The organism is Streptomyces sp. NPDC007917, from assembly GCF_042959105.1.
Taxonomy (GTDB): Bacteria; Actinomycetota; Actinomycetes; order Streptomycetales; family Streptomycetaceae; genus Streptomyces.
On the sequence record NZ_JBIBKK010000039.1, the window covers coordinates 1 to 20,996 of the forward strand.

Genomic DNA, 20,996 nt, shown 5'->3' on the forward strand with positions numbered 1-20,996 from the left:
AGGCCCCGTCTTCATGCTCTGGCCACGGCAGGATCACCCGACCGGGAATCCGCGTTCGACCGCCACCGCTCAAGATCGAAAAGACAACAGCTACTTACACGCCCTGCTGATGGGGCCACGTAAAGGGCACGGGCCTTGGGGGCACCGAGATCGGCATCGTGGGAGAGTCGCCCTCCGCCCCTTGACCTGCTCTTCGGTAGTAGCCCCAGCATCCACAGCGGCGAGGTGCCTTGAGCCTGGCATTCCCTTCCCAAGCTCACGCTCACCCGATTTGCGCGCCACTATGCTTCGCCTCGCCCGGGTCCGCGCCTCCCCAATCACGAGCGGGCGGGCCGAACTATCTCTCAACCACGGAGAACGCAACATTGTTCGACCCGCCCGGACGGGAGCGGAGGCCGCCCATGAATGTACCGACGGGCAAGGGCCAACCGCGCGCCAAGGAGGCACGTTCAGCCGTCATGGTCCCGATGCCGACGGCATTCCGGAACAGTTCATAGCCGGACGTTGATCAGGGGAGTGGTGTCGGTGCCTTACTGGGCGTCAGCGGACGGCGGCTGCGCGGCCTATGGTTGCGGCAGATGAGGCGTCAGGACGTGCTGCGGCGTTCCTGGCCTGCCTGCGGGCCTTCCTCGGCGATCGAGCGGGCTCGGCCGGTGCCGGTGTCGATGAGGATCTGCTTGGCCTGCGTGACGTTGTCGACACGGACGGCCCGGGCCATCGCCGCGCGTGCCGCGTCGGGCGTCGCGTGCGGCGGGACCACCAGCAGGGAGAAGAGATCTCGATCGCCTCGGGTGATGAGGATGGTGTCGTCACCCACTGGGAACGAGTCGATGTGCACGATACGGTCGTCGATGATCATTCGTGTCGGCAGTTCTTCCCAGGCGCTGGAGTCCAGGCCGACGCGCATGACGGGCCCGAGGTGCTCGGTCAGCGCGGTGACCAGGGCAGGAAGCTCGGCGCGTACGTCGCGGGAACGCGGCCACCAGGCACCGTCGAGAATGCCCTCACGGGTATGTGTCGTCGTCAACCGCAGCAGGGCTGTTCCAGGTTTCACAGCACGGTGGATCGCGTCCGGCAGAAGATACATTTGTCGCGGGGTCTCGGCGTCGGACATGGTCTGCTCACCCTCTGCGGGGTTCGGTGGACCGCCGGTTTCACCGTACTCCGAGCGCACGCCCCAGGCTCACCCACGCCCTGCGGACACAGACCCGGGTTCCTGAAGAAGTCGCTGATCACACGGGGCTCAGCGGCCCAACGCCCGGAGTACAGTGAAAACACCGGGAGTACTTCGCACACCTGCTTCCACGCGGGCGTCGCTCTCGGCGACCAACAACACCGGGACGTTGAAAATGCGCCCGGGGACAGGTCCGCGCCATGACCGTGACCATCGACCGTACGACCAACCATGAGCGCGCGTCCTCGCCAACGGCCCGCCTGTCCCTGACTCCGGTGAGCCCGGTTCCAGGTCTTCTGGACGGTGCGTGGTGGCCTCGCTCCCGGGATCTCCTCCGTGAGCTGCCCGCCCTGACGGACGTGCTGGACGCACGCTGGGGCCGTATCACTCGCGTGTCCGTGAACCCGGCCCATTGGCCCGTGATCCCGCGCGAGGTGCCTGTGGCCGGGCACACGGTGCACGTGGGCTGGTTCACTGACGAGCAGGACCCGCACAAGTTGATTCTGCTCTCCTACACCGCAGGCCGCTGGGACCTTCTGGTGATCCCGCCAGAGACGAGTGCGGCCGCCGCCGCCCGGCTGATGGCCGCCGCAGCCACCCCGGGCAGCCTCCTGACCGCCAGCGGTCTGATGGCGAACGAAACCGCCACCCGTGACGCCCGGGAGGCGCGCACCCGGGAGGAGGAGTGGGAGACCGATGGCGGGCCCGCCCCTATGGCGGCCGGCAGCCGAACCCGACCGGACTCCTGAGCTCCGCCGAAGGGAGGTGAGGACGTGGAGACCGTCTTCAGCGGGTCCGTGATCACTGCCATGACCGTCAGAGGAGTGCGGCCGATCCATCTGCTCAATGACCGGCACAACGAGCGGATGGCAGCATGCCACTACACGGAGCCGGAAGAGCCGACAGCCGGCAAGCCCGCCGGATCAGCCGTCGTCACCGCCTCATCCCGAACACCGCGACGGGGCCGCGAAAGATGCATGACGTTCTCCTGGCCTGGGCCGGTGGGTGCGAAGCGTGGCCCCACGCCCACCGCGACGTCTTCCTGATGAACGAGGTCACCATGCAGCCACCCGAATCACCCTCCGCAGGGCGCGCCGAGGTGCGTATCGTCTCCGCGTCCCCCGAGGCCGCCCGTCAGGTCGCCGAGGTGCTCCGTCGTTGCTTCGCCGCGACCGAACAGCGCAGCTACCCTGCCGGCGCCGAAGGCGGAACCCGGCTGCATCTCACCGTGGACACCACGCACACGGCAGGGCCGGCGCGGTCCTGGCTGGTGGCAAGTCAGTCCTCCGGACAAGACCGCACGCAGACGGATGAAGTCTGAAGCGATGCCCCTCAACGGGTGCGGGCAGGGCACCGACGCCCCGTGTCCAGGGACTCCTCGTCGGTGCCCTGCACCCGTGGAACGGCAACCATGGCAACCCTGCAGGAGCGGAAGAACTACCGCGAAGCGATCATGAAGGCTCTGTACCAGGCCACGGAAGGCAATCGCCTCCTTGGCGTCACCGGGGCGAAGCTGCGCGACGAGCTCCAGGTCCCTGAGCAGGACCTGGCGGCCGCCTGCACATATCTGGCCGGCGAGGGGCTCATCACAGTCGACTGGGCGCGAGGAAACACACCCGCGATGGCCACACTCACGCACCAAGGGATCCGGCTGATGGAGGGCGAAGAGGAGGAGGAACGTGGCTGACGCGGCGCGGGGCGTTTGCGCCCCAGGCGCCGTATTCCTAAAAGAGTCCGTGATGCCGGAAAAGCACCCCAGGCATAGCATGGTGAGTGGGTCGGTGCACTCTCACGTGCAACCGACCCGAAAGGGCGGCCCCGGTGTGACTACGCCGGGGCCGTTGTGTCGCCGTCGGCACGACGGCAGGAAGCAGGGCAATATCCACGAGTGGCGCGACCGCGATGCTGTCGCGCCAAAGAGGCGCTGTCACCCCAAAGAGTCACAAGGTCGGCGTGCGTGATCCTCGCTCTGCCTGCGCCTCGACGGTGCGAGCCCCTCTACAGGCCAAGGAACAGGACACGGTACCGACGGCTGCGCAGCTCACGGCAATCTTCAGAGTGCGTCGCTGGGCTGATGCGGTAACCACGGCAAGACGCCTCCGGCGGGGTGCCCACCTTGCTCTTCGGCCGCCTCAGGCACCGGTCGCGCTCCGGCGACCTGGCGGCAGGTGTCGCAGACCCTCATGTGCGCGATGCTGGGGTGGAGGAGGCAGCAGGACCAAAATGCGGCGAACAACACTGAGGCTCGCCTCTGTGTGAGGGCGCTCCGGCGAAACGAGGCCGCCATGACGGAGGGTGAACGGGACTTCCGTAAAGTCACCGTGGATCGGTCAGAGGGATTCGGCGAGCGGCTGCTGGGTGTGCTGCTGGACCGGGCTCACGAGATGCCACCCCAGCTGATCGCCCCGCTGGTCGCGGAGGAAGTGGGCAGGATCGGCGGGCGGGACGTCTCAATCCTCCTTCAGGACTACGACCAGCTGATGCTGGCTCCCCTGCCGGGCATGAGACTCGTGGTCGGGGAGCCCGAGCTGATCGACGATTCTCAGGCCGGCAGGGCTTTTCTCAGCGCGGCTATGGTGGAACAGCCGCAGGCCGATGGCGTACGGATGTTCATGCCGCTGCTGGACGGCAGCGACGTGGTGGGGGTGCTGGCCGTCACCCTGAGCACCGTCGATGACGACGACCGGCGGTTGCTGCGGCGCCTGGCCGGCCTGGTCGCCGACATGCTGGTCACCAAGAACAGCTATACCGATCAGTTCTTCCGGGCCCGGCGCCGTGAGCCGATGAGCCTGGCCGCGGAGATCCAATGGTCACTGCTGCCCCCGCTGACCATGGTCACCCCGCAGGTCGCGGTGGCCGGAATCCTCGAGCCCGCCTACGACGTCGCGGGGGACAGCTTCGACTACGCCCTGAACGACAACATCCTGCACGTGGCTGTCATCGATGCCATGGGTCACGGGCTGGACGCCGCCGTGCTGGCCACCGTCGCCATCGGTGCCTACCGGCACGCCAGACGCGCCGACGTCGGCCTCGCCGACCTGTACATGTTCATGGACACGGCCATCGACAAGCAGTTCGGGCCCGACCACTTCGTCACGGCGCAGATGATGCGCCTGGATATCCGAACCGGCCACCTGCAATGGGTCAACGCCGGGCACCCGGCGCCCCTGTTGATCCGCGACCACCGCGTCGTCCAGGCGCTGGAGAGCCCGGGCACCCTGCCCGTCGGATTCGGCGGCGCCATCCCGCAGATCAGCGACCAGGCGCTGTCCCACGGCGACCGGATCCTCTTCTTCACCGACGGTCTCATCGAGGAGCACCGCACCGGCGAAGAGCAGTTCGGCGAGGAGCGACTGCTCGACTTCGTGGACCGCGCGGGGTGCGTGGGCGAAGGCGTACAGGAAATGGTGCGCGGCCTGTCCCACACCCTGATGCGAGAACGCGGCGGGGTCACCACTGACGACGCGACGCTCTTCCTGGTCGAGTGGTGCGGGGGCACCGCCGACCATCTCGTCACGGTGTAAGCATGACCAGCAGGTTCCCCCCTGGCTCCGCGGGCGGGGCGTGGCGGCCCGACGCCACGCCCCTACAGGGGCTCATCGCGGCCTCGCCCCACCTCACCGCACCCGCCCCGACGCTGCTTCGGCCCCCAGCGTTAGTCTCAGCGGCTACCGGAGCGTTCGCCGCTGGGCACCCAGGCGCGGAGGCAGCCACGGCGGCTGGACGCGGCGCTCGGGTTTGCCGCTGCAAGGCCGGCCTCGGGCCGGGTGGGCTTGCAGGCGATGCATCCCGCTGAACCGACGGAAATCAAGCAGTGCGGCGAGGAAGAGCGCCTGGGCCTCGTCGGCGCTGAGGCCGGTCGGTCGGGTCCAGTAGCCGCCGAGGAGCTGATAGCCGCCGGCCGGGTCGGCGTCGCCGTACAGCGGGATGCCGACCGTGTGCAGTGATTCAACGTCCCGGTAGATGATGCGGCCCGACATCTCCGGCTCGTCCCCCGCTTTCTCCGCGGTCAGCTTGCGGCGGGTCCGGAGGAGCAGGAGGAGGGACACCAACCGGCTTGCGCGGGCGGCGGTATCCGCGTCACCACCGACACGCCACGGCCGGCCGTCAGCCGGTCAACCAAGTGTCCCGGGCGACCAATATCTGTGGTCGCGAACTGAGAAATCGCCGTCACGCGCGATGAAAATTTCTGCGGTACCAAACGACGCGTAATCATTCACTACGCGCAGTCGAATGCGCCGTGCTACTGTTGACTCCAGTTGCAGTTGTGGTTCCCAAAATCTTCAAGGCCCTCACTGGCTCTTCACGCCAATGGGAGTTCTTTTATGTTCCCGGTCATTCCCGGGCGGGGCAATCATCGCGGCGACGCGGTGTCCGCACAGTGCGGGCTCCGGGCACTGCCCCGAAGGAGATGTGACACATGGCTACTGGCACCGTGAAGTGGTTCAACGCGGAAAAGGGTTTCGGCTTCATCGAGCAGGACGGTGGCGGCGCTGACGTGTTCGCCCACTACTCGAACATCGCCGCCCAAGGTTTCCGCGAGCTCCTGGAAGGCCAGAAGGTGAGCTTCGACATCGCGCAGGGTCAGAAGGGCCTGACGGCCGAGAACATCGTTCCCGCCTGACGCTGCCGCGCGCAGTTCGCAGCTGGGGCCCGCACCTTGGGTGCGGGCCCCGACTCGTTGCGCCGCGGGGCGCGGTTGATCCATCACGCCACAGTCGACGCTCCGGCCGCTCCGACCCGGATCGCACCGCCCGTTTCGGCATCAACCGGTGAGCATTTCCCGCCGGCCGAATCCGCTTTCGCATTTGTTTTGGCCCATTCTTGCGATTCTCTGTGCTGCTCAACGTCGCAGAAATTCCTTGATGCGTGCCGCTTCGAGGAAGGTTCTGCATGAACCGCACACGTACGAACGACCGTTTCACCCGTACCCGTATCGGCAGTTCCGGCTCCCGAAAGGACGGCAGCCGCTGGGGGGCTACGGGCTCCCAGCGCTCCGGTAATCCGAGCCGTTCGCGCCGTTACGGGGGCGGCCCCGCCACGCCGCAGCGGGAGTTCACCCCGCCCGTAACGATCAGCCCCGCGCTCCCCGCCGTCGAGGCGTTCGCTGACCTCGAGATGCCCCGGCAGCTCCTGGTCGCGCTCGCCGCCGAAGGCGTGACCGTACCGTTTCCCATCCAGGCGGCGACCCTGCCGAACTCGCTCGCGGGTCGTGACGTACTCGGCCGCGGGCGCACCGGATCCGGCAAGACCCTCGCCTTCGGGCTGGCGCTGCTGGCCCGTACGGCCGGCCGGCGAGCCGAGCCCCGGCAGCCGCTGGCGCTGGTGCTGGTGCCCACCCGGGAGCTGGCACAGCAGGTCACCGATGCGCTCACTCCGTACGCCCGCTCCGTGAAGCTGCGGCTGGCCACGGTGGTCGGTGGGATGTCGATCGGCAGGCAGGCCGGTGCGCTGCGTGGTGGGGCTGAGGTCGTCGTCGCGACGCCGGGCCGGCTGAAGGACCTCATCGAGCGGGGCGACTGCCGCCTGGACCAGGTCGGCATCACCGTCCTGGACGAGGCTGACCAGATGACCGACATGGGCTTCATGCCGCAGGTCACAGCGCTGCTGGAGCAGGTGCGCCCTGAGGGGCAGCGGATGCTGTTCTCAGCCACCTTGGACCGCAACGTCGACCTTCTGGTCCGCCGGTACCTGACCGACCCAGTGGTCCACTCCGTTGACCCGTCCGCGGCTGCGGTCACCACGATGGAGCACCACGTGCTCCATGTGCACGGCACGGACAAGCATCAGGTGACAACCGAGATCGCGGCGCGAGAGGGCCGCGTGATCATGTTCCTGGACACCAAGCACGCCGTCGACCAGCTCACCAGCCACCTGCTGAAGAGTGGTGTGCGGGCTGCCGCACTGCACGGTGGAAAGTCGCAGCCGCAGCGCACCCGGACCCTGGCCCAGTTCAAGACGGGGCATGTGACGGTCCTGGTGGCGACCAATGTCGCGGCACGCGGGATCCACGTCGACAACCTCGACCTGGTGGTCAATGTGGACCCGCCCAGTGACCACAAGGACTACCTCCACCGGGGAGGCCGCACGGCCCGCGCCGGCGAGTCCGGTCTCGTCGTCACCCTGGTGACGCCCGGCCGGCGCCGCGACATAGTCCGTCTCATGTCGGACGCCGGGATCCGCCCTCGGACCACCCAGGTCCGTTCGGGGGAGGCCGAACTGAGCCGCATCACCGGCGCGCGAACTCCGTCGGGTATTCCGGTCGTCATCACGGCACCGGTGGTCGAGCGCCCCAAGCGCGGCGTCCCCGCCTCTCGCGGCCGACGCAGCCGTACCGCCAAGGACCGCCGGACCGGCCAGGCGGCACGCCACACGGCTCAGCGGCAGTCCGCCCCCGCCGCGGCAGCCTAGAACTCAGAGGTCAGCGCTCTTGCCCAGTCCCCCAGGAGGCACTCTTTGCCGCTGATTCAGATGACGCCGAGCCCGGCGGATTCCGCCACCAAGCCTGTGGTCGACGCCATGGATGCGCCCGGCCCGCAGGTCTGGGACGACATGACCGTGGAGGTGGCCTTGGCCGTCATGGCCAGTGCCCGTGCCGGGCACCTGCTCGTCCATGACGAGGACGGCCGGTGCACGGGCCTGATCGCTCAGGCCCAGCTCACCGTCGTCCGCGACAGCTCCGCATACACGGATCGGGTCCGCCTGCGGGACATTCTCGGCGACAGCGGACCGTTCGCTTCGCCCATGACCACGATCGCCGAGGCGGAGCGCGCGATGCGGCACGGGCAGCTCGGGGCCTTGCCCGTCGTCGACGAGCACGGCTGCGCCGTGGGCGTTCTCGCCCTCTCACGCTGATCCGCCCCCCGGTCAGACCCTTCTCCCTATTCCTGTGAGGCACCCATGCGCTGCATCATCGCCCGTTTCCCGTTCGACCTGACCAAGAGCGGGGTGCTGGCGTCGATGAAGGACGTCAAGCCCGAGCTCATCACGGGTGAGTCCGTGATCATCGGCCGCCGCCAATACCCCGTGAAGCAAGTAGGCGAAGTCATCACCGGTCAGGACCGTCGCGACTTCACCGTCGGCGAAGTCACCAGGGCCATGACCCGTCTCGGCTTCACGTGCCGCCCCCTCCCCGAAACCTCACCCGCGCGCGGCCTCACTCGGCTTGAGGAAGCGTCGGCTCAGCTCGGCACCTCCGCGCCCTCGTAACCGGCGGAGCAGGCGACAACCGAGAGCAGGACAGCATTGAGGGCTCGACCGGCGCGCGCCGGTCGAGCCCTCAATGCGTTCAGTGTCTGGTCGGCAAGACAGCGCCTCCCGGGCCGGCCAGGTGTCCGTGACTCATGAGTCGGAGTAGCTGAAGTCGCCAACGGTCCAACCGCTGACGTCCTTGATCGCGACGCGGTACATCCCGCCCGTCTCGGGGATCCCCATGCTGCCTTGCAGAATCCGGGCGACGTGAAAGTGCAGATGGGTGGGCGGCTCGCCGCGGTCAGGCCGGTCCTGCGTCTCGTCGGCGGTGAAGACGCCGGAGAAGGGGCCAAGGCGGTCCGAGTCCCTCAGGATCTCCGACACACGCTGCCTCCACACGGCTTCGGGAGCCAACCGTCCGGTGATGACAGCGCCGCCGGTGACCACGGTCAGGGACATCTGAGTGCTCTGCTCGGACTCCACCATGGCGGCCACGTCAACGAGCAGTTCGTCAGCGTTCGACATGAGAGCCGATTTTATTCATCGATCCGGCCGGCTGGGCCCCAAGGACGCGGCGGCGGACGGGCCGAGGCCTCCTGCCGGGGGTGCGGCGCCTGAGCCGGCCGGATGACCGGCCGCGCCTGCCAGTTACGGACCGCAGGTTATCTCAGGCCCATGCACACCAAAATCTATGTTCGCCAGACTAGACATTGGGCTGTCGCGCGGTTAGTGTTTCTCTCGTAGACACAGTCAAGACAGACCCGGCAGACACGAACTGGCGGGTAGCAGTACAGGAAGTTTGCAGGTCGGTGCGGCTTGGAGCTCCAAAGCCAGGTTGTTCCCGGGAAGGTGACGGGACTGGCAGCCGCACCGGCCGGCACGAAGTGGATGACCCAGCGAAGAACGGAGGAAGCAGACGCCATCAGGATCGCCCGGGCACGGGTGAACCGGCCCGGGTACCGCAAGACCCCGGAATGGAAGGTGGTCCACGGTCACGCATCCGCGATCCCCGCGCTGCTGCCCTTCCCAGGCGGCGTAGCGGAAAACAGAAGGTCGGCACAGCAGTAGGGCCGACAGATGGTGTTGAATTTCCTTCGGGGCCCTGGTGCGTACGGCACCGGGGCCCCTCGACGCGTTGCTCAACGAGGTGAGAATGACAGAAGACAATCCGCTCAGTGGTCATCTGGACGACGACGACTACCCCGCCTACACCATGGGACGGGCAGCCGAGATGGTCGGCACCACCCCCGGCTTTCTCCGCGCCATCGGTGAGGCCCGGCTCATCACCCCGCTCCGCTCCGAGGGCGGGCACCGCCGGTACTCCCGCTACCAACTGCGGATCGCCGCCCGCGCCCGCGAACTCGTCGATCAGGGCATGCCGGTCGAGGCCGCCTGCCGCATCGTCATCCTCGAGGACCAGCTCGAGGAAGCTCAGCGCATCAACGCGGAGTTCCGCCGCGCCGCGTCCGAACAGCACGACGACCTTCAATGAGCCCGTCCAGGCACAGCCGGCCGGCTGGAACACGGAAGCGGAGCCTGACAGCGCTCATCCACGTCCGACAGCAGCACGCCGGGGGTCGGGGTCAAAGCCGGTGAGCCGAGGACGGCGCCCGCACGGCGCCTTCACGGACGAGGAACTGGCCGAGGCCCACACCAAGATCTTCGGCACCGCCGGCGCTGTCGATCACACGGACGCCGCTTGAGTGCCCACATCGAGACGGTCGTCCTGGACTCACAGGGACTGTCCGCATGGATCGCGCAAGACCGGAAGCTTCTTGCGATGCTCCAGGTGTTCCACAAAATGGGAGCCGATTTCGTGGTCGGCGCCAACACCATCGTGGAGGTTAGCCACACACGGGTGAACCTCCCGCGTCTGAACCGGACGCTGCCGCGCGTCAAAGTCGAACCGGTCACACCGGTGACCGTGTGCGGCTGATCGCCCTATGAGACGCGGACTTCGCAGGACAGACGAATGTCGCGCTGGACACCCGCACCAGATGCGCACCGGACAGAGCGGCCAAGCTCAGAGCGCGGGTTCGATTCCCATCACCCGCTCCCGTGCAAAGCCCCGGGCCAGCAGTCCGGGGCTGCTTCGTTGTGCCCGTCGTCGCCGCCGAGTCGGCCCGGGCGGGAGCCTTCGGGGCCGTGCGGGTGGGTCGGTTGTGGTGGCGCCAGTGCTTCGTTAGTGGCGCGTTACTGGGACGGTAGGCGCCGCTGGCAGGGTGAGCATCACACCGGGCGAAACGTCGCTGGGTGTACCACTCCGCTGATGACGAAGAAGGTCTTCTCATGCTGATCACCCGCTCCCGACTCCGTACGTTCGCCGGCGCCGGTCTGCTGGTGACCGCCGCGATGCTCGCCACCGCCTGCCAGTCCTCGGACGGCGCGAGTGGTCAGTCCGGTAACTCGTCGGCCTCCGCCGAGGCTGCGGCTGACAAGGACACCGGCGCCGGCTCATCGGCCAAGTCCTCCGTGGCGAAGGGCAAGGGAACCCAGGATGGTGTGGGCTCCGGCGCCGACACCGGCAGCGGCGAGCGCGGCAAGGTCGGGCAGGAGTGCGGGGCCAACGACATTTCCTGGAGCACCAGGGCCGAGTCGCAGGCCGGCGGATACATCCTGATCATCGCGAAGGCCAAGCCCGGGATCACCTGTGTCCTGCCCGCCGAGCTTCCCACGGTGGCCTTCGGGTCGGACGGCACCGAGGCCGGCCCTGCGGAGCAGGCCGTGGGCGAGCAGATCACGCTGGGCAAGGGAACCGTCGCCTACGCCGGGGTGAACCCGAAGACCACCATGGAAAACGGTGGCAAGGAACTGACCAGCATCATCGTCGGCATCGGTGCTGACGACCCCAACCCGGTCTCCCTGCCGGTCGACACCATCACCGTCGACAAGCCCATCGTCACCAACTGGCACACCTCCGCCGCGGATGCCGTTCCCTTCGACGGCGGCACGGACCAGTAACTCGCCGGGCCGCCGACTGTGCGCTCGCAGTCGTGTCGGATGCGCGCCGGGACGAGCGGTGGACCACGGTCGACAGCGGATACCGCGGACTGCTGCGCATGAGCGCTTCAGGCTTCGTTCACCCAGGTCAGCGCGCTGATCAGCCGTGCGGGGGCTGGTGCCTCCCGAGCCTGGGGCGCGCGTTCGATTCCCGTCACTCGCGGAGCGTTACGCGTGTATCACCGTGCAGCAACGACGTGAGGAGTTCGTAGATGCTTGACAAGCGCGCACGTCTGATCGGCGTCCCGGTCGCGGCTGTCGCCTTGACCCTGACGGTCGCCGGTTACCAGGCCACTGCGGCCGGGTCGTCGCCCTCGGGCGGCGAAGGGCGGGGCGGCAAGGCAACCGTGGCGACAGCCCCGTGCCTGGCCGGCGCCACGACGCTGGTCGGCGATCTCGACGGTGACGGCCACCCGGACAAGATCGCGAATCCAGGGCACACCGGGACGAAGATGACGATCCAGTGGGGGGCCGCGGACGGTTCGTTCGGGGAGAAGCAGGCCGTCAGCAAACTCCTGGGCGCGAAGACGGGGGAGGTCGCGACCGCCGCGGTCGCCGACTTCCAGAACGACGGCACCCTGGACATAGTCGTCAACATCGTCAAGCCGTCCGGCATCGACGACCCCTCGACAGCGCGCGTCGCGGAATACCGCCCCGGCCCGCTCAAGCGGGCGAACCTGAGCTCCGCCGGCTCCCGGCACTCCGACATCGGCGACCACGGCGAGGTCCAGCAGCTTCGGATCGCCAACTACGGCGACGACGCCTACCCGGACCTCGCGATCCTCAACAACAACGGTGACGGGCAACTGGACCGGGACGTGCGTCTGACGCAGCCGGACAGCGGCCCGGGGGACTTCGACTACGAACTGAAGGTGAAGTACGGCGCGTTCGGGTCCACGGGCGAGCCGCCGGCCATGCCCAGTGACGGCTGGGCCCAGTTCTACAAGCCCTGCTCCTGACCACGACCGGCCGCCCGCCCGGCCCTCCGGAACACCGGCGGCGCCGGGCAAGGACCACCTTGCCCGGCGCCGCCGGGCCGGGACCTGCGCTCGCCGCCGGCCCGTGCCCTGGGCCGCCGTGGCTCAGCCCAGCGCGTCCATCAGGGCGGTGACATAGGCGTCCAGCCGCTCCTCCACGACTCGCGTCGTCAGCTCCGTCCTCCCCGCCTCCCGCCACGGCCGCGACACCGACCGCACTTCTTCCGAGCACGCCAGCCCGTCCCGCACCAGCCAGTACAGCCGCTCGCCCGCGGCCGCGGCCAGCACCCCGCCGGCCTCCTCATACGCCTCGGTGAACCGCAGGCCCCACGCCGGGCCGTGCAGCAGGGCGAGATTGGTGGCGCAGTGCGCCACATCGAGATCCGCCGGGCCCCAGGAAGTCGCTGCCCAGTCGACGACGCCGGTGATCCGGGCATCCGCCGGGCTTGGGGGCGCCACGTCGAACAGCACGTTGCCGGGTTGGAAGTCCCGGTGCAGGAATCGCCCTTCATAGGGCGGCGCGGGCTTGCGGATCACGTCGATCGCCGCGGCCCATGCCGCCGCGTCGGCGCCCTTCGGAACGACGACGGTGTCGGCGGTCGTCAACGTGACGTACTCGCGGGGCCGCTCGGCGGGGCGCAGCGCGTGGATCGCCACGAGTTGACGGGCCAGCAGAGGGACGCGTGTCTCCACTCCCTCATCGTCGAGGACCGTCCGGCCCGCCAGATGTGTCATGAGGAGCGACGGATACTCGCACTGCGCGGCGGTCGGATCGACCGCGACCAGTCCAGGAGCCGATACGCCGGTCCCCGTGAGCAGGGTCAGGGCGCCAGTCTCCCTGTGCAGCCAGTCTTCGGCGTGCTCCGCGTAGAACGGGTTGACGAAGCTCCGCAGCACCAGGTCGCGGGTGGCTCCGTCCCGCGTGGCGATGGTCAGTCTCCGCATTTCGGCAGTGATGCCGCCGGGCAGCGACTCGGTTCCGACGACCCGTTCGCCGGCCTCCAGGTGCCGGCTCACCCAAGCCAGTGTCAGCGGTCGGACAGCCGCCGCCCCATCGTGGTTGGTCACCGCGCCACCTCACCATCCATGCGGCGGCAGGCGCAAAGGCTTTCATCGGAGCTGTCGATCATGGTCGCGGTGCCGTCCCGACGGCCGGTGAACCGAGCTGACCTCCGGGGAGAGCGGAGCTGTGCACGGAGAGGTAATGGTCGACCAGGAGCGGCAGCCCGACGACGACCACCAACCACACCTGCACATAGAGCCTGTCGCCCTCCATCGCCAGCGGGTGGGCCACGGACGACAGCAGGCCCGTACCGCCCACGGCGATCAGGCACAGCGCGATGGGCACCGAGCGGCTCATCGCGCCCCAGACGCCCAGCGCCAGGAGGAAGAGCAGGGAGGGAGCCAGCGCCTCGCCCTGGAGCCACTGCCACCAGTAGTTGGCATCGAGCCGGGCCAGCCGGCGCCATGGGTCGGCGACTTCGGAATACGTCCAGTGGAGGGAGAAGGTGTCCTGGAGCGAATCCTCCAATCCGGGCAGTCGGAGCACCCTGCTCATCGCAAAGGCGACCACGGACTCGAGGAGCGAGACGACGAGCAGGCAGCGCGTGCCCCTGTGCCGGGCCTGTGGGACGAACAGCAGCGCCGTGGCACTCGCCGCCACCAGGCATGGCCCCACCAGGGCGAAGCTTGAGTACTTGACCGCGAAACCCAGTGCGAAGGCCCCTACGGACAGCAGAGCCCCCGCCACCCACCGCCCCTGGCACAGCCACACCGCGCCGAGCAGCATGGCCACCAGGAGGGCGATCACCGGACCTTCCGTCATGGGCCGGCTGCCCCACAGCCCAATGGGCGTGACGTAGTACAGGCACTGACCGAGCCATGCCACCGGAGGCGGTGCGCGCAGCGCGCGCAGGAGCACCAGGACCAGCAGCCCTCCGAGCGCCGTGAAACCCAGGGCGACGGCCGTCAGCCCCGCCTTGGCCCCCAGGAGCCGGACGAGCGGTGCGGACATCAGTGGATAGGCGGGGCGGGCATGAAAGAGCGCCTCGTACCGCGGATTGCTGGGATTGAGGCCATCCGCATGCTGATTCAGGCAATCCTGGAACTCTTGGGGGCGTACCGGGGCCCGGAACTGGATCTGGTGCAGCATGCGGCCGCGCTGAAGCATGGCCGCCGTGTCCGCGCAGTAGGCCCGCAGCGCTTTGTCCTGGGCTTTGCGGTAGGGGTCGCCCAGGAACTCGTACGCTGAGCGGGCGTAGCGGTATGAGTCGTTGGAGAAGCGTGTGCCCGGATAGGCGAAGAGGTGCAACACCACGAAGACGACGACCGTCAGTAACGGGATGATCTTGTGTGTTCGCATCACGGTGACACTCTAAATGCGCATATACGGCGCGACATCTTGAATGGTCACGCAGAGTGGCGGAGTCCACCACGACCACAACCTCGACATGCCCCGCAACTCATCTCCGGTGCAGTGGAACTGATCCAGGGACCGGGCCGGAAACGCTGGATCACCCGCGGAACGCATGTGAGGATTACTCGCGGCCGGTTGCCCGAAATCCGCAGCCGGCTGCGCGAAAAAGACCGTTGGGGAACAATGCGTACACACAAGGCCGCGGCCTGTCTGGTCATCACGGGAGCCCTGCTGGCAGGCTGCTCCGACGACGGCGACAAGGACGGCGCCGACGGCGGCATGGTGACTGTCGAATTCAAGGTGACGGGGGATTCGCCGGCGAGCGTGTACATCCCCGGTATCAACTCGAGCCTGTATACCGACACCAAGAACAGCGGCGGCGATGCGGACCTGGATCTCGATGAGGTCAAGACGCCGTGGTCGAAGAAGTTCAAGGTGAAGCCGGGAAGGTCGCTGTCGCTGCAAGCGGGTTCGGTGGAGCCGAAGACGGAAATCGGCTGCCGGATATTCGTCAATGGCAAGCTCATCGACGAGGAGACGAAGAAGAACAAGCCAGGTCACACCCTCACCGTCGGGTGCAGCGGCACGACCTCGGGGTGATCGGCCTCGGGGTGATCGGCCTCGGGGTGATCGGCCTCAGGTGACCGGGCTCGGGGTGACCGGCCTCGGGGTGACCGGGCATACGGTCAGACCTCGTCCGGGGGGCCTTTGCTCCGTATGGACCAGCAGCTTTGGCCTGCCGCTTCCTCGCCGAGGACGATGGTCACGGGGCGGCAGTGGAGTCACCGGCTCATGGGAGACATGGCGCGCCCCGGAAGGGAAGCATTCCCATGCCAGTCGGCGATCACGTGGTGCGAGGCTACTTCGGTCTCGGCGATAACGAGCGCGTCGTTCATGTGACCAGCGATGCGGACTTTGTCCTGCACATCTGGGCCAGAAACATCGAAACGTCGCAAGGGGGCGTACAAATCCTGACGCCCCCGAGTCAGTTTCGGGGAATTGGGTCGACGGGGCCGCAGGACGGACTGGTCCTCGACGTCCCCGCACAGACGGGCATGACGCTTGGATGCATGGGGGCACAGGGCGGCGAGACCGTGGATCTCTCCAGCGCGTTCGGTGCCAGAGTCACGGTGTTTCTCACCCTCACCACGGCCGACGGCGCGACGGTGTCGATGACCAGGGAGTAGGGCGCATGCGGCGCCGGAGCGCCGCCTCGCCGTACGGGGAACCGGGTCAGGAGGCGTTGACCGGGGCGGCTGAGGTGCCCGGGCGGGTGGCTCGCCAATTGATCCGGAAAGTCTCCGGAAACTTTTCAGAACCAGCCTTCCGGATTCCGGGTCCCGAGCCGGAGGATTCGTCGACAAGCCCCTGCCCGATCAGACGATCATGGCGCTGAACAGGATTTATGTCCTCTCAGAAGATCCCCGGGCGGGACAGAGTTTCCGTAATCCTTGCGGAAACTGTTGACACCCGACGCACCCGGTCTAACACTGTCGATCCAGGTCATCCGCACGACCTGATCCTCCGGTCGCCGACCGCACGGCGACCACCCGAGCCCCGCCGCGTCGCACGCATCCGACGCGCGCGGGCGCCCACATCAAAGCCCGCCCGCCAGGCCGTATCACGCTGCCTGGCCACCTGCCGGCCTTCATGAGGAGGAAAGCATGCACGAGGACAACGCCCCCGCCCGCCCGGTCAACCGCAGGGACTTCATCGGCCGTGCCGGCGCCTTGGCGCTGGTCACATCAGGGCTGATGCTGCCCGGCACCGCCTACGCCGACACGACCATCACCACCAATCAGACCGGCACCAACAACGGCTTCTACTACTCGTTCTGGACCAATGGCGGTGGGTCGGTCTCCATGACCCTGGCCGCCGGTGGCAGTTACCGGACCTCGTGGACGAACTGCGGCAATTTCGTCTGCGGCAAGGGCTGGTCCACCGGCGGACGCAGGAGTGTGAACTACTCGGGCAGCTTCAACCCGTCCGGCAACGGCTATTTAGCTCTCTATGGGTGGACCTCAAACCCGCTCGTGGAGTACTACATCGTCGAGAACTGGGGCACCTACCGGCCCACGGGCGCGTACAAGGGCGCGGTGACCAGCGACGGCGGTACGTACGACACCTACCTGACGACGCGCTACAACGCGCCGTCCGTCGAGGGCAACCGCACGTTCAACCAGTACTGGAGCGTCCGGCAGTCGAAGAGGACGGGCGGGACCATCACCACGGGCAATCACTTCGACGCGTGGGCCCGTTCCGGAATGGGTCTGGGCACCTTCAAGTACTACATGATCCTCGCGACGGAGGGTTATCAGAGCAGTGGGAACTCGAATCTCACGGTGAGCGGGTGAGCGTCCCGTCCTCCGAGTAGTCCACCCCGCCCTCGCCGATGTCGCTCTGCTCGGCGTCGACCGGATCGCAGAGCTTCTTCCGGAGTTCGTCGGCGGCCGTGTGGTCGATCTCGTCGGCGATCCTCAGGGCCTGCTGCCATACGGACCGGGCCAGGTCGGGCGCGTCGCGCGCGTCGTGGCTGTCGCCGAGATGGCTGAGGATCTCGACTTCTCCGCACCGGTCGCCGAATTCCCGTACGAGGTCGAGGGCCCGCTGGTAGCAGGTCACGGCGTCGGTGTAACTGCCCAGGTGGTGGTGGGCGTAGCCGAGGCTGTCCCAGGCCCCGGCCTCGGCGTGCCGGTTTCCGGACTTCTGGTTGAGCTCGATGGCCTCGGTGCAGTAGTCCAGCGTGTGCTCGTATTCGCCGAGCATGGCGTGCAGCCACCCGGCGTTGTTGAGCGACTTGGCGTGTCCGGTCCGGTGGTCCGCCTGCCGGTAGAGCGCGAGCGCCTGTTCGTTGTGGACAAGCGCTTCGCGCAGCCGGTTCTGTTCGACGAACACCCAGCTCAGGCCCCGGTACGCATGGGCCTGTCCCAGGCGCTCGCCACAGCGGGCGTAGAGGTCCAGCGCGTGCTGGAAGTGGGCGTGTCCCTCGTCCAGGCGCTTGACCTGGGTGTGGACCGCGCCTAGGCCGCGGTGGGCGTCGGCCTGCCAGGACAGCTCGCCGAGCCGCTGCGCGGCGAGCAGCGCCGCGTGTTGGGTGTCGGCCCAGTCCCGCCAGTGGCCGCGGTAGTCGAAGTACGGCTCGAGGGCCTGGGCCAGCATCCATACGTGGGCGTCGAAGCCGGAGGCGCGGGCGAGGTCCATGGCGCCGAGCAGGAACGGATGCTCGGCGGTGAACCACCTGAGGGCGTCTTCCTCGTCCGCGAACGCCTTCGGTGTGACGCCCGGCCGGGGGTCGGGCCGGGGGACCCGGTCCCCGTGCGGGTCCAGGAGCTCGGCGGCGGCACAGGCGCTGTGGAGGCAGAAGTCCAGCAGGCGGTGTCGGGCGGCCTGGCGGTGGGTGGCCGACAGGGCCTCGGCCTGTTCGGCGGCGTAGAGCCGGACCAGGTCGTGCATGCGGTGGCGGTGGGGGGTGTGCTGCTGGAGCAGATGGGCCGCCTGCAGGGTGCGCAGGTGTTCACGGACGCGGGGCTCGGGGAGACCGGTGAGGCTCGCGGCGGCGGGGACGCCGATGTCCGGGCCCGGCGCGAGGCCGAGCAGGCGCAGCGTCTGTGCCGCGTCGGCCCCGAGGGCCCGGTACGAGGAGGAGAACACGGCCCGCAGGTCGGCGGCGACGTCGCCGGTGTCCAGGGCGTCGAGCCTGGTGGCGGCCTCCTCGACCTCCTCGGCGAGGGCCGAGAGGGGGAGGTCCGGGTGTGCGGCGGCGCGGGCGGAGAGGATGCTGATGGCGAGCGGCAGCCCCCCGCAGTGGTCCAGGAGCGTGTGGACGGCCGCGGGTTCGGCGGCGACCCGCTGGTCGCCGAGGTGGCGGGTGAGCAGCGTACGGGCCTCGGTTTCGGGGAGTACGTCGAGGCCGAGGGCGTGCACTCCGTGGGTGGCGGCGAGCCCGGTCAGCCGGTGGCGGCTGGTGATCAGCACCGTACAGGTGGGGCTGCCGGGCAGCAGGGGCCGGACCTGGTCGCTGTCGCGGGCGTTGTCGAGCAGGACGAGCAGTCGTCTGCCGGAGACCAGGCTCCGGTACAGCCCGGCCTGCCCCTCCACGTCCGAGGGGATGGCCGCGGGGTCGGCGCCGAGGGCGTCGAGGAGGCCGCGTATCGCCGCCGCCACCGGGACGGGTTCGGCGGAGGGGTCGAAGCCGCGCAGGTTGACGTAGAGCTGGCCGTCGGGGAAGTCCCGCAGGTGGCGGTGGGCCCAGTGCAGGGCCAGCCAGGTCTTGCCGATGCCCCCGGGGCCGGTGATCGCCGCGATCGCCATGGAGCCCTCGGCCCCGGCCCGGCCGGCCGGCAAGCGGGCCAGCTGGTCCAGTTCATGGGCGCGGCCGGTGAACCTGGGGGGTGGGGCCGGCAGGTGTGCGGGGACCGGGTGGCGGGCCGGCCCGGCCGCGGGAGGGGCGGGCGGAGGGGCCGGCTCGGCGGCGGGGGACGAGGCCGCATGAGGGGCGGGCGCGGGGGTGGCGGCCGCATGCGTGGCGGGGGTGGCGGGCGCGGGCTCAGGAGTGGCGAGCGCCGGGTCCGCGGTGAGGATCTGCTGGTGCAACTGCCTGAGCTGGGGCCCCGGGTCGATGCCCAGTTCCTCGGACAGCCGGCGCCGGAAGGCGTCGTAGCGGGTCAGCGCCTCCGCGACGCGCCCGCTGCGGTACAGGGCCAGCATGACGCGCCCGGCCAGCCGCTCGTTGAGCGGCTGCTCCTCGACGAGGGTGAACAGTTCGGCCAGCAGCTCCGCGTGGCGGCCGAGAAGGAGCAGGGTGTCGCAGCGGTCGAGCAGGGCGGCCAGCCGCTCCTGCCGTAATCCCTCACGTACGGAACCGAACCACGGGGTGTCGCAGGACGCGCAGAAGTCCCCCTGCCACGCCCTCAGCGCCTGATCGAACAGCGGCGCGGCGGCCGATGCCTCGTCGACGGCCCGGGCCTGTTCGACCAGGGCGCGGAAGCGGTGCAGATCCACGCAGTCGGGGTCGACCAGCAGCGCGTAACCCCCCGTGCGCCGAGCGATCCGGCACTCGTCCTCGGCCACCGCCAGCACACTCCGCAGGCGGGACAGATAGCTGTACAGCGTCCCCTTGGCGCGCTGCGGGGAGTCCTCGCCCCAGATCCGGTCGATGAGCTGCTCGGCCGACACCGTGCGCCCGGCCTCCGCAAGCAGCACCGCCAGCACCGAACGCTGCTGCGCATGGCCCAGATCCAGCGCTTTTCCGTCGACATACGCCCCGACATCGCCGAGCACACGGAACTCAATCGGCATTGCCCACTCCCCCGTTGCCAGAGGTCCACTTTTGCAAGACGTGCCCCGAGCAGCCAGTTCATGTTTCAGCCAAGGTTCCACCAAGCTGAGTACTCATGTGGCCGAAGTTGAGTACCCAGGCGGATGGGGCCCAGCCCCCCCCCGGCGGAAATCACTCGCCCTCAGTGCCGTGAGAAGGAGAGCATGCGCCTATGCATGTCTCCGGACCGCCGACCCACCCCGTGCGAGTGCCCGCGCCGATCAACGCTCTGGCCGGGGACCGGCCGGTGCTGCCCGTATGGCAGAACGAGTTGGGCGGCTTGACCTTCCAGCTCGGCAGCGGGGAGAACCGGCTGTTCGCCAAGTGGGATCCGAAGGGCTCGCCGGCGGATCTGGCGGATGAGGCCGCTCGCCTCGGCTGGGCCGGCCGCCATACGCCCGTTCCCGAGGTTCTGGATCTCGGGTCGGACGACGACGGGGACTGGATGGTCACCAAGGGGCTGCCCGGCGAGAGCGCCGTCAGCCCCCGGTGGAAGGCCGACCCACGGACGGCCGTCCGGGCCCTGGGGACGGCGCTGCGGGCGCTGCACGAGCGGCTGCCCGTGGACGACTGCCCGTTCAGCTGGTCGGTCGACCACCGGCTGGACGTGGCCCGGCGCGCGGGCGTCGCGGTGCCCGCGGACCTGCCCGCACCGCCGTCGGTCGACCGCCTGGTCGTCTGCCACGGGGACCCCTGCGCGCCCAACACGCTGCTGCACGAGGACGGCACGTGGTCCGGCCATGTGGACATGGGCGCCCTCGGCCTCGCCGACCGGTGGGCGGATCTGGCCGTGGCCACGTGGAGCACTGAGTGGAACTACGGGCCGGGCTGGGAGGGCGCTCTCCTCGACGGCTACGGCGTCAGCCCCGACCAGGAGCGGATCGACTTCTACCGGCGTCTGTGGGACGCGACCTGAGCCGG

Annotated in this window: 21 protein-coding genes and 1 pseudogene; 16 read left to right on the forward strand and 6 right to left on the reverse strand. The window is 68.7% G+C overall.

Features of this window, described 5'->3' with window-relative positions; translation table 11 throughout:
* Positions 1–586 precede the first annotated feature (586 nt).
* Positions 587–1,114, reverse strand: coding sequence for a DUF5994 family protein (locus ACFZDL_RS43275; RefSeq protein WP_353596213.1), 528 nt, complete (start codon positions 1,112–1,114; stop codon positions 587–589).
* Between the two features lie 260 nt (positions 1,115–1,374).
* On the opposite strand from ACFZDL_RS43275, the gene ACFZDL_RS43280 reads away from it, so the two are divergent.
* The 4 genes from ACFZDL_RS43280 to ACFZDL_RS43295 all read left to right on the forward strand — a co-directional run bounded on the left by ACFZDL_RS43280 (position 1,375) and on the right by ACFZDL_RS43295 (position 4,698).
* A complete protein-coding gene (locus tag ACFZDL_RS43280) occupies positions 1,375–1,923 on the forward strand; it encodes a DUF5994 family protein (protein WP_353596212.1) in 549 nt (182 codons plus the stop codon).
* Between the two features lie 311 nt (positions 1,924–2,234).
* Positions 2,235–2,495: a hypothetical protein gene (locus tag ACFZDL_RS43285; protein WP_353596218.1), complete on the forward strand. Its 261-nt coding sequence runs from the start codon at positions 2,235–2,237 to the stop codon at positions 2,493–2,495.
* A 90-nt stretch (positions 2,496–2,585) separates the two neighbouring features.
* On the forward strand, positions 2,586–2,861 hold the full coding sequence (locus ACFZDL_RS43290) for a hypothetical protein (protein ID WP_353596211.1): 276 nt from the start codon (positions 2,586–2,588) through the stop codon (positions 2,859–2,861).
* 598 nt (positions 2,862–3,459) lie between these two features.
* On the forward strand, positions 3,460–4,698 hold the full coding sequence (locus ACFZDL_RS43295; protein WP_353596210.1) for a PP2C family protein-serine/threonine phosphatase: 1,239 nt from the start codon (positions 3,460–3,462) through the stop codon (positions 4,696–4,698).
* Between the two features lie 144 nt (positions 4,699–4,842).
* On the opposite strand, the gene ACFZDL_RS43300 is transcribed toward ACFZDL_RS43295, so the two are convergent.
* Entirely contained in the window at positions 4,843–5,223 is a 381-nt protein-coding gene (locus ACFZDL_RS43300) for an HTH domain-containing protein (protein WP_353596209.1), read from the reverse strand.
* A gap of 371 nt (positions 5,224–5,594) precedes the next feature.
* Between ACFZDL_RS43300 and ACFZDL_RS43305 the strand changes: the two genes are divergently transcribed.
* The 4 genes from ACFZDL_RS43305 to ACFZDL_RS43320 all read left to right on the forward strand — a co-directional run bounded on the left by ACFZDL_RS43305 (position 5,595) and on the right by ACFZDL_RS43320 (position 8,383).
* Positions 5,595–5,798, forward strand: coding sequence for a cold-shock protein (locus ACFZDL_RS43305; RefSeq protein WP_030173817.1), 204 nt, complete (start codon positions 5,595–5,597; stop codon positions 5,796–5,798).
* A 269-nt stretch (positions 5,799–6,067) separates the two neighbouring features.
* On the forward strand, positions 6,068–7,585 hold the full coding sequence (locus ACFZDL_RS43310) for a DEAD/DEAH box helicase (protein ID WP_353596208.1): 1,518 nt from the start codon (positions 6,068–6,070) through the stop codon (positions 7,583–7,585).
* Between the two features lie 45 nt (positions 7,586–7,630).
* Complete coding sequence (locus ACFZDL_RS43315) at positions 7,631–8,029, forward strand: CBS domain-containing protein (protein WP_353596207.1); 399 nt, start codon at positions 7,631–7,633, stop codon at positions 8,027–8,029.
* A gap of 45 nt (positions 8,030–8,074) precedes the next feature.
* Positions 8,075–8,383, forward strand: coding sequence for an SCO5918 family protein (locus ACFZDL_RS43320; RefSeq protein WP_353596206.1), 309 nt, complete (start codon positions 8,075–8,077; stop codon positions 8,381–8,383).
* A gap of 132 nt (positions 8,384–8,515) precedes the next feature.
* On the opposite strand, the gene ACFZDL_RS43325 is transcribed toward ACFZDL_RS43320, so the two are convergent.
* The gene (locus ACFZDL_RS43325) at positions 8,516–8,890 is read right to left on the reverse strand and encodes a hypothetical protein (protein ID WP_353596205.1); all 375 of its coding nucleotides are present in this window, start codon (positions 8,888–8,890) and stop codon (positions 8,516–8,518) included.
* Positions 8,891–9,518: 628 nt separating this feature from the next.
* On the opposite strand from ACFZDL_RS43325, the gene ACFZDL_RS43330 reads away from it, so the two are divergent.
* The 4 genes and pseudogenes from ACFZDL_RS43330 (at position 9,519) to ACFZDL_RS43345 (ending at position 12,324) form a co-directional block, all read left to right on the forward strand.
* The gene (locus tag ACFZDL_RS43330) at positions 9,519–9,857 is read left to right on the forward strand and encodes a MerR family transcriptional regulator (RefSeq protein ID WP_353596204.1); all 339 of its coding nucleotides are present in this window, start codon (positions 9,519–9,521) and stop codon (positions 9,855–9,857) included.
* 207 nt (positions 9,858–10,064) lie between these two features.
* Positions 10,065–10,289 (forward strand): annotated as a pseudogene (locus tag ACFZDL_RS43335) (DNA-binding protein); the annotation flags it as partial.
* A gap of 365 nt (positions 10,290–10,654) precedes the next feature.
* Positions 10,655–11,326, forward strand: a complete 672-nt coding sequence (locus ACFZDL_RS43340) for a DUF4232 domain-containing protein (RefSeq protein WP_353596203.1) — start codon at positions 10,655–10,657, stop codon at positions 11,324–11,326.
* A gap of 251 nt (positions 11,327–11,577) precedes the next feature.
* Positions 11,578–12,324, forward strand: a complete 747-nt coding sequence (locus ACFZDL_RS43345) for a VCBS repeat-containing protein (protein WP_353596202.1) — start codon at positions 11,578–11,580, stop codon at positions 12,322–12,324.
* A 123-nt stretch (positions 12,325–12,447) separates the two neighbouring features.
* Here ACFZDL_RS43345 and ACFZDL_RS43350 read toward each other — a convergent pair whose 3' ends face one another.
* Together ACFZDL_RS43350 and ACFZDL_RS43355 are read right to left on the reverse strand one after the other, a co-directional pair.
* Positions 12,448–13,359, reverse strand: coding sequence for a phosphotransferase (locus ACFZDL_RS43350; protein ID WP_391194150.1), 912 nt, complete (start codon positions 13,357–13,359; stop codon positions 12,448–12,450).
* Positions 13,360–13,468: 109 nt separating this feature from the next.
* Positions 13,469–14,707 carry a hypothetical protein gene (locus ACFZDL_RS43355; protein WP_353596200.1) on the reverse strand — a complete coding sequence of 413 codons (1,239 nt, stop codon included), beginning with the start codon at positions 14,705–14,707 and terminating at the stop codon, positions 13,469–13,471.
* A gap of 111 nt (positions 14,708–14,818) precedes the next feature.
* Between ACFZDL_RS43355 and ACFZDL_RS43360 the strand changes: the two genes are divergently transcribed.
* From ACFZDL_RS43360 to ACFZDL_RS43370, 3 genes are all read left to right on the forward strand, one after another.
* Complete coding sequence (locus ACFZDL_RS43360; protein ID WP_353596199.1) at positions 14,819–15,358, forward strand: hypothetical protein; 540 nt, start codon at positions 14,819–14,821, stop codon at positions 15,356–15,358.
* Positions 15,359–15,588: 230 nt separating this feature from the next.
* Positions 15,589–15,945 (forward strand): hypothetical protein, encoded by a 357-nt coding sequence (locus ACFZDL_RS43365; protein ID WP_353596198.1) that lies wholly within the window; start codon positions 15,589–15,591, stop codon positions 15,943–15,945.
* Between the two features lie 477 nt (positions 15,946–16,422).
* A complete protein-coding gene (locus tag ACFZDL_RS43370; protein ID WP_353596197.1) occupies positions 16,423–17,112 on the forward strand; it encodes a glycoside hydrolase family 11 protein in 690 nt (229 codons plus the stop codon).
* Here ACFZDL_RS43370 and ACFZDL_RS43375 read toward each other — a convergent pair.
* Complete coding sequence (locus ACFZDL_RS43375) at positions 17,096–20,056, reverse strand: BTAD domain-containing putative transcriptional regulator (RefSeq protein ID WP_353596196.1); 2,961 nt, start codon at positions 20,054–20,056, stop codon at positions 17,096–17,098. The two genes, ACFZDL_RS43370 and ACFZDL_RS43375, sit on opposite strands and share 17 nt — an antisense overlap.
* Before the next feature lie 191 nt (positions 20,057–20,247).
* On the opposite strand from ACFZDL_RS43375, the gene ACFZDL_RS43380 reads away from it, so the two are divergent.
* Positions 20,248–20,991: an aminoglycoside 3'-phosphotransferase gene (locus ACFZDL_RS43380; protein ID WP_353596195.1), complete on the forward strand. Its 744-nt coding sequence runs from the start codon at positions 20,248–20,250 to the stop codon at positions 20,989–20,991.
* Positions 20,992–20,996 lie beyond the last annotated feature (5 nt).

Coding starts and splice junctions, on each gene's coding strand:
- ACFZDL_RS43365 (WP_353596198.1), top strand. CDS start 15,589: ATGCCAGTCGGCGATCACGTGGTGCGAGGCTACTTCGGTCTCGGCGAT.
- ACFZDL_RS43370 (WP_353596197.1), top strand. CDS start 16,423: ATGCACGAGGACAACGCCCCCGCCCGCCCGGTCAACCGCAGGGACTTC.
- ACFZDL_RS43325 (WP_353596205.1), bottom strand. CDS start 8,890: ATGTCGAACGCTGACGAACTGCTCGTTGACGTGGCCGCCATGGTGGAG.
- ACFZDL_RS43310 (WP_353596208.1), top strand. CDS start 6,068: ATGAACCGCACACGTACGAACGACCGTTTCACCCGTACCCGTATCGGC.
- ACFZDL_RS43375 (WP_353596196.1), bottom strand. CDS start 20,056: ATGCCGATTGAGTTCCGTGTGCTCGGCGATGTCGGGGCGTATGTCGAC.
- ACFZDL_RS43305 (WP_030173817.1), top strand. CDS start 5,595: ATGGCTACTGGCACCGTGAAGTGGTTCAACGCGGAAAAGGGTTTCGGC.
- ACFZDL_RS43340 (WP_353596203.1), top strand. CDS start 10,655: ATGCTGATCACCCGCTCCCGACTCCGTACGTTCGCCGGCGCCGGTCTG.
- ACFZDL_RS43290 (WP_353596211.1), top strand. CDS start 2,586: ATGGCAACCCTGCAGGAGCGGAAGAACTACCGCGAAGCGATCATGAAG.
- ACFZDL_RS43275 (WP_353596213.1), bottom strand. CDS start 1,114: ATGTCCGACGCCGAGACCCCGCGACAAATGTATCTTCTGCCGGACGCG.
- ACFZDL_RS43330 (WP_353596204.1), top strand. CDS start 9,519: ATGACAGAAGACAATCCGCTCAGTGGTCATCTGGACGACGACGACTAC.
- ACFZDL_RS43345 (WP_353596202.1), top strand. CDS start 11,578: ATGCTTGACAAGCGCGCACGTCTGATCGGCGTCCCGGTCGCGGCTGTC.
- ACFZDL_RS43380 (WP_353596195.1), top strand. CDS start 20,248: ATGCATGTCTCCGGACCGCCGACCCACCCCGTGCGAGTGCCCGCGCCG.
- ACFZDL_RS43285 (WP_353596218.1), top strand. CDS start 2,235: ATGCAGCCACCCGAATCACCCTCCGCAGGGCGCGCCGAGGTGCGTATC.
- ACFZDL_RS43295 (WP_353596210.1), top strand. CDS start 3,460: ATGACGGAGGGTGAACGGGACTTCCGTAAAGTCACCGTGGATCGGTCA.
- ACFZDL_RS43280 (WP_353596212.1), top strand. CDS start 1,375: ATGACCGTGACCATCGACCGTACGACCAACCATGAGCGCGCGTCCTCG.
- ACFZDL_RS43320 (WP_353596206.1), top strand. CDS start 8,075: ATGCGCTGCATCATCGCCCGTTTCCCGTTCGACCTGACCAAGAGCGGG.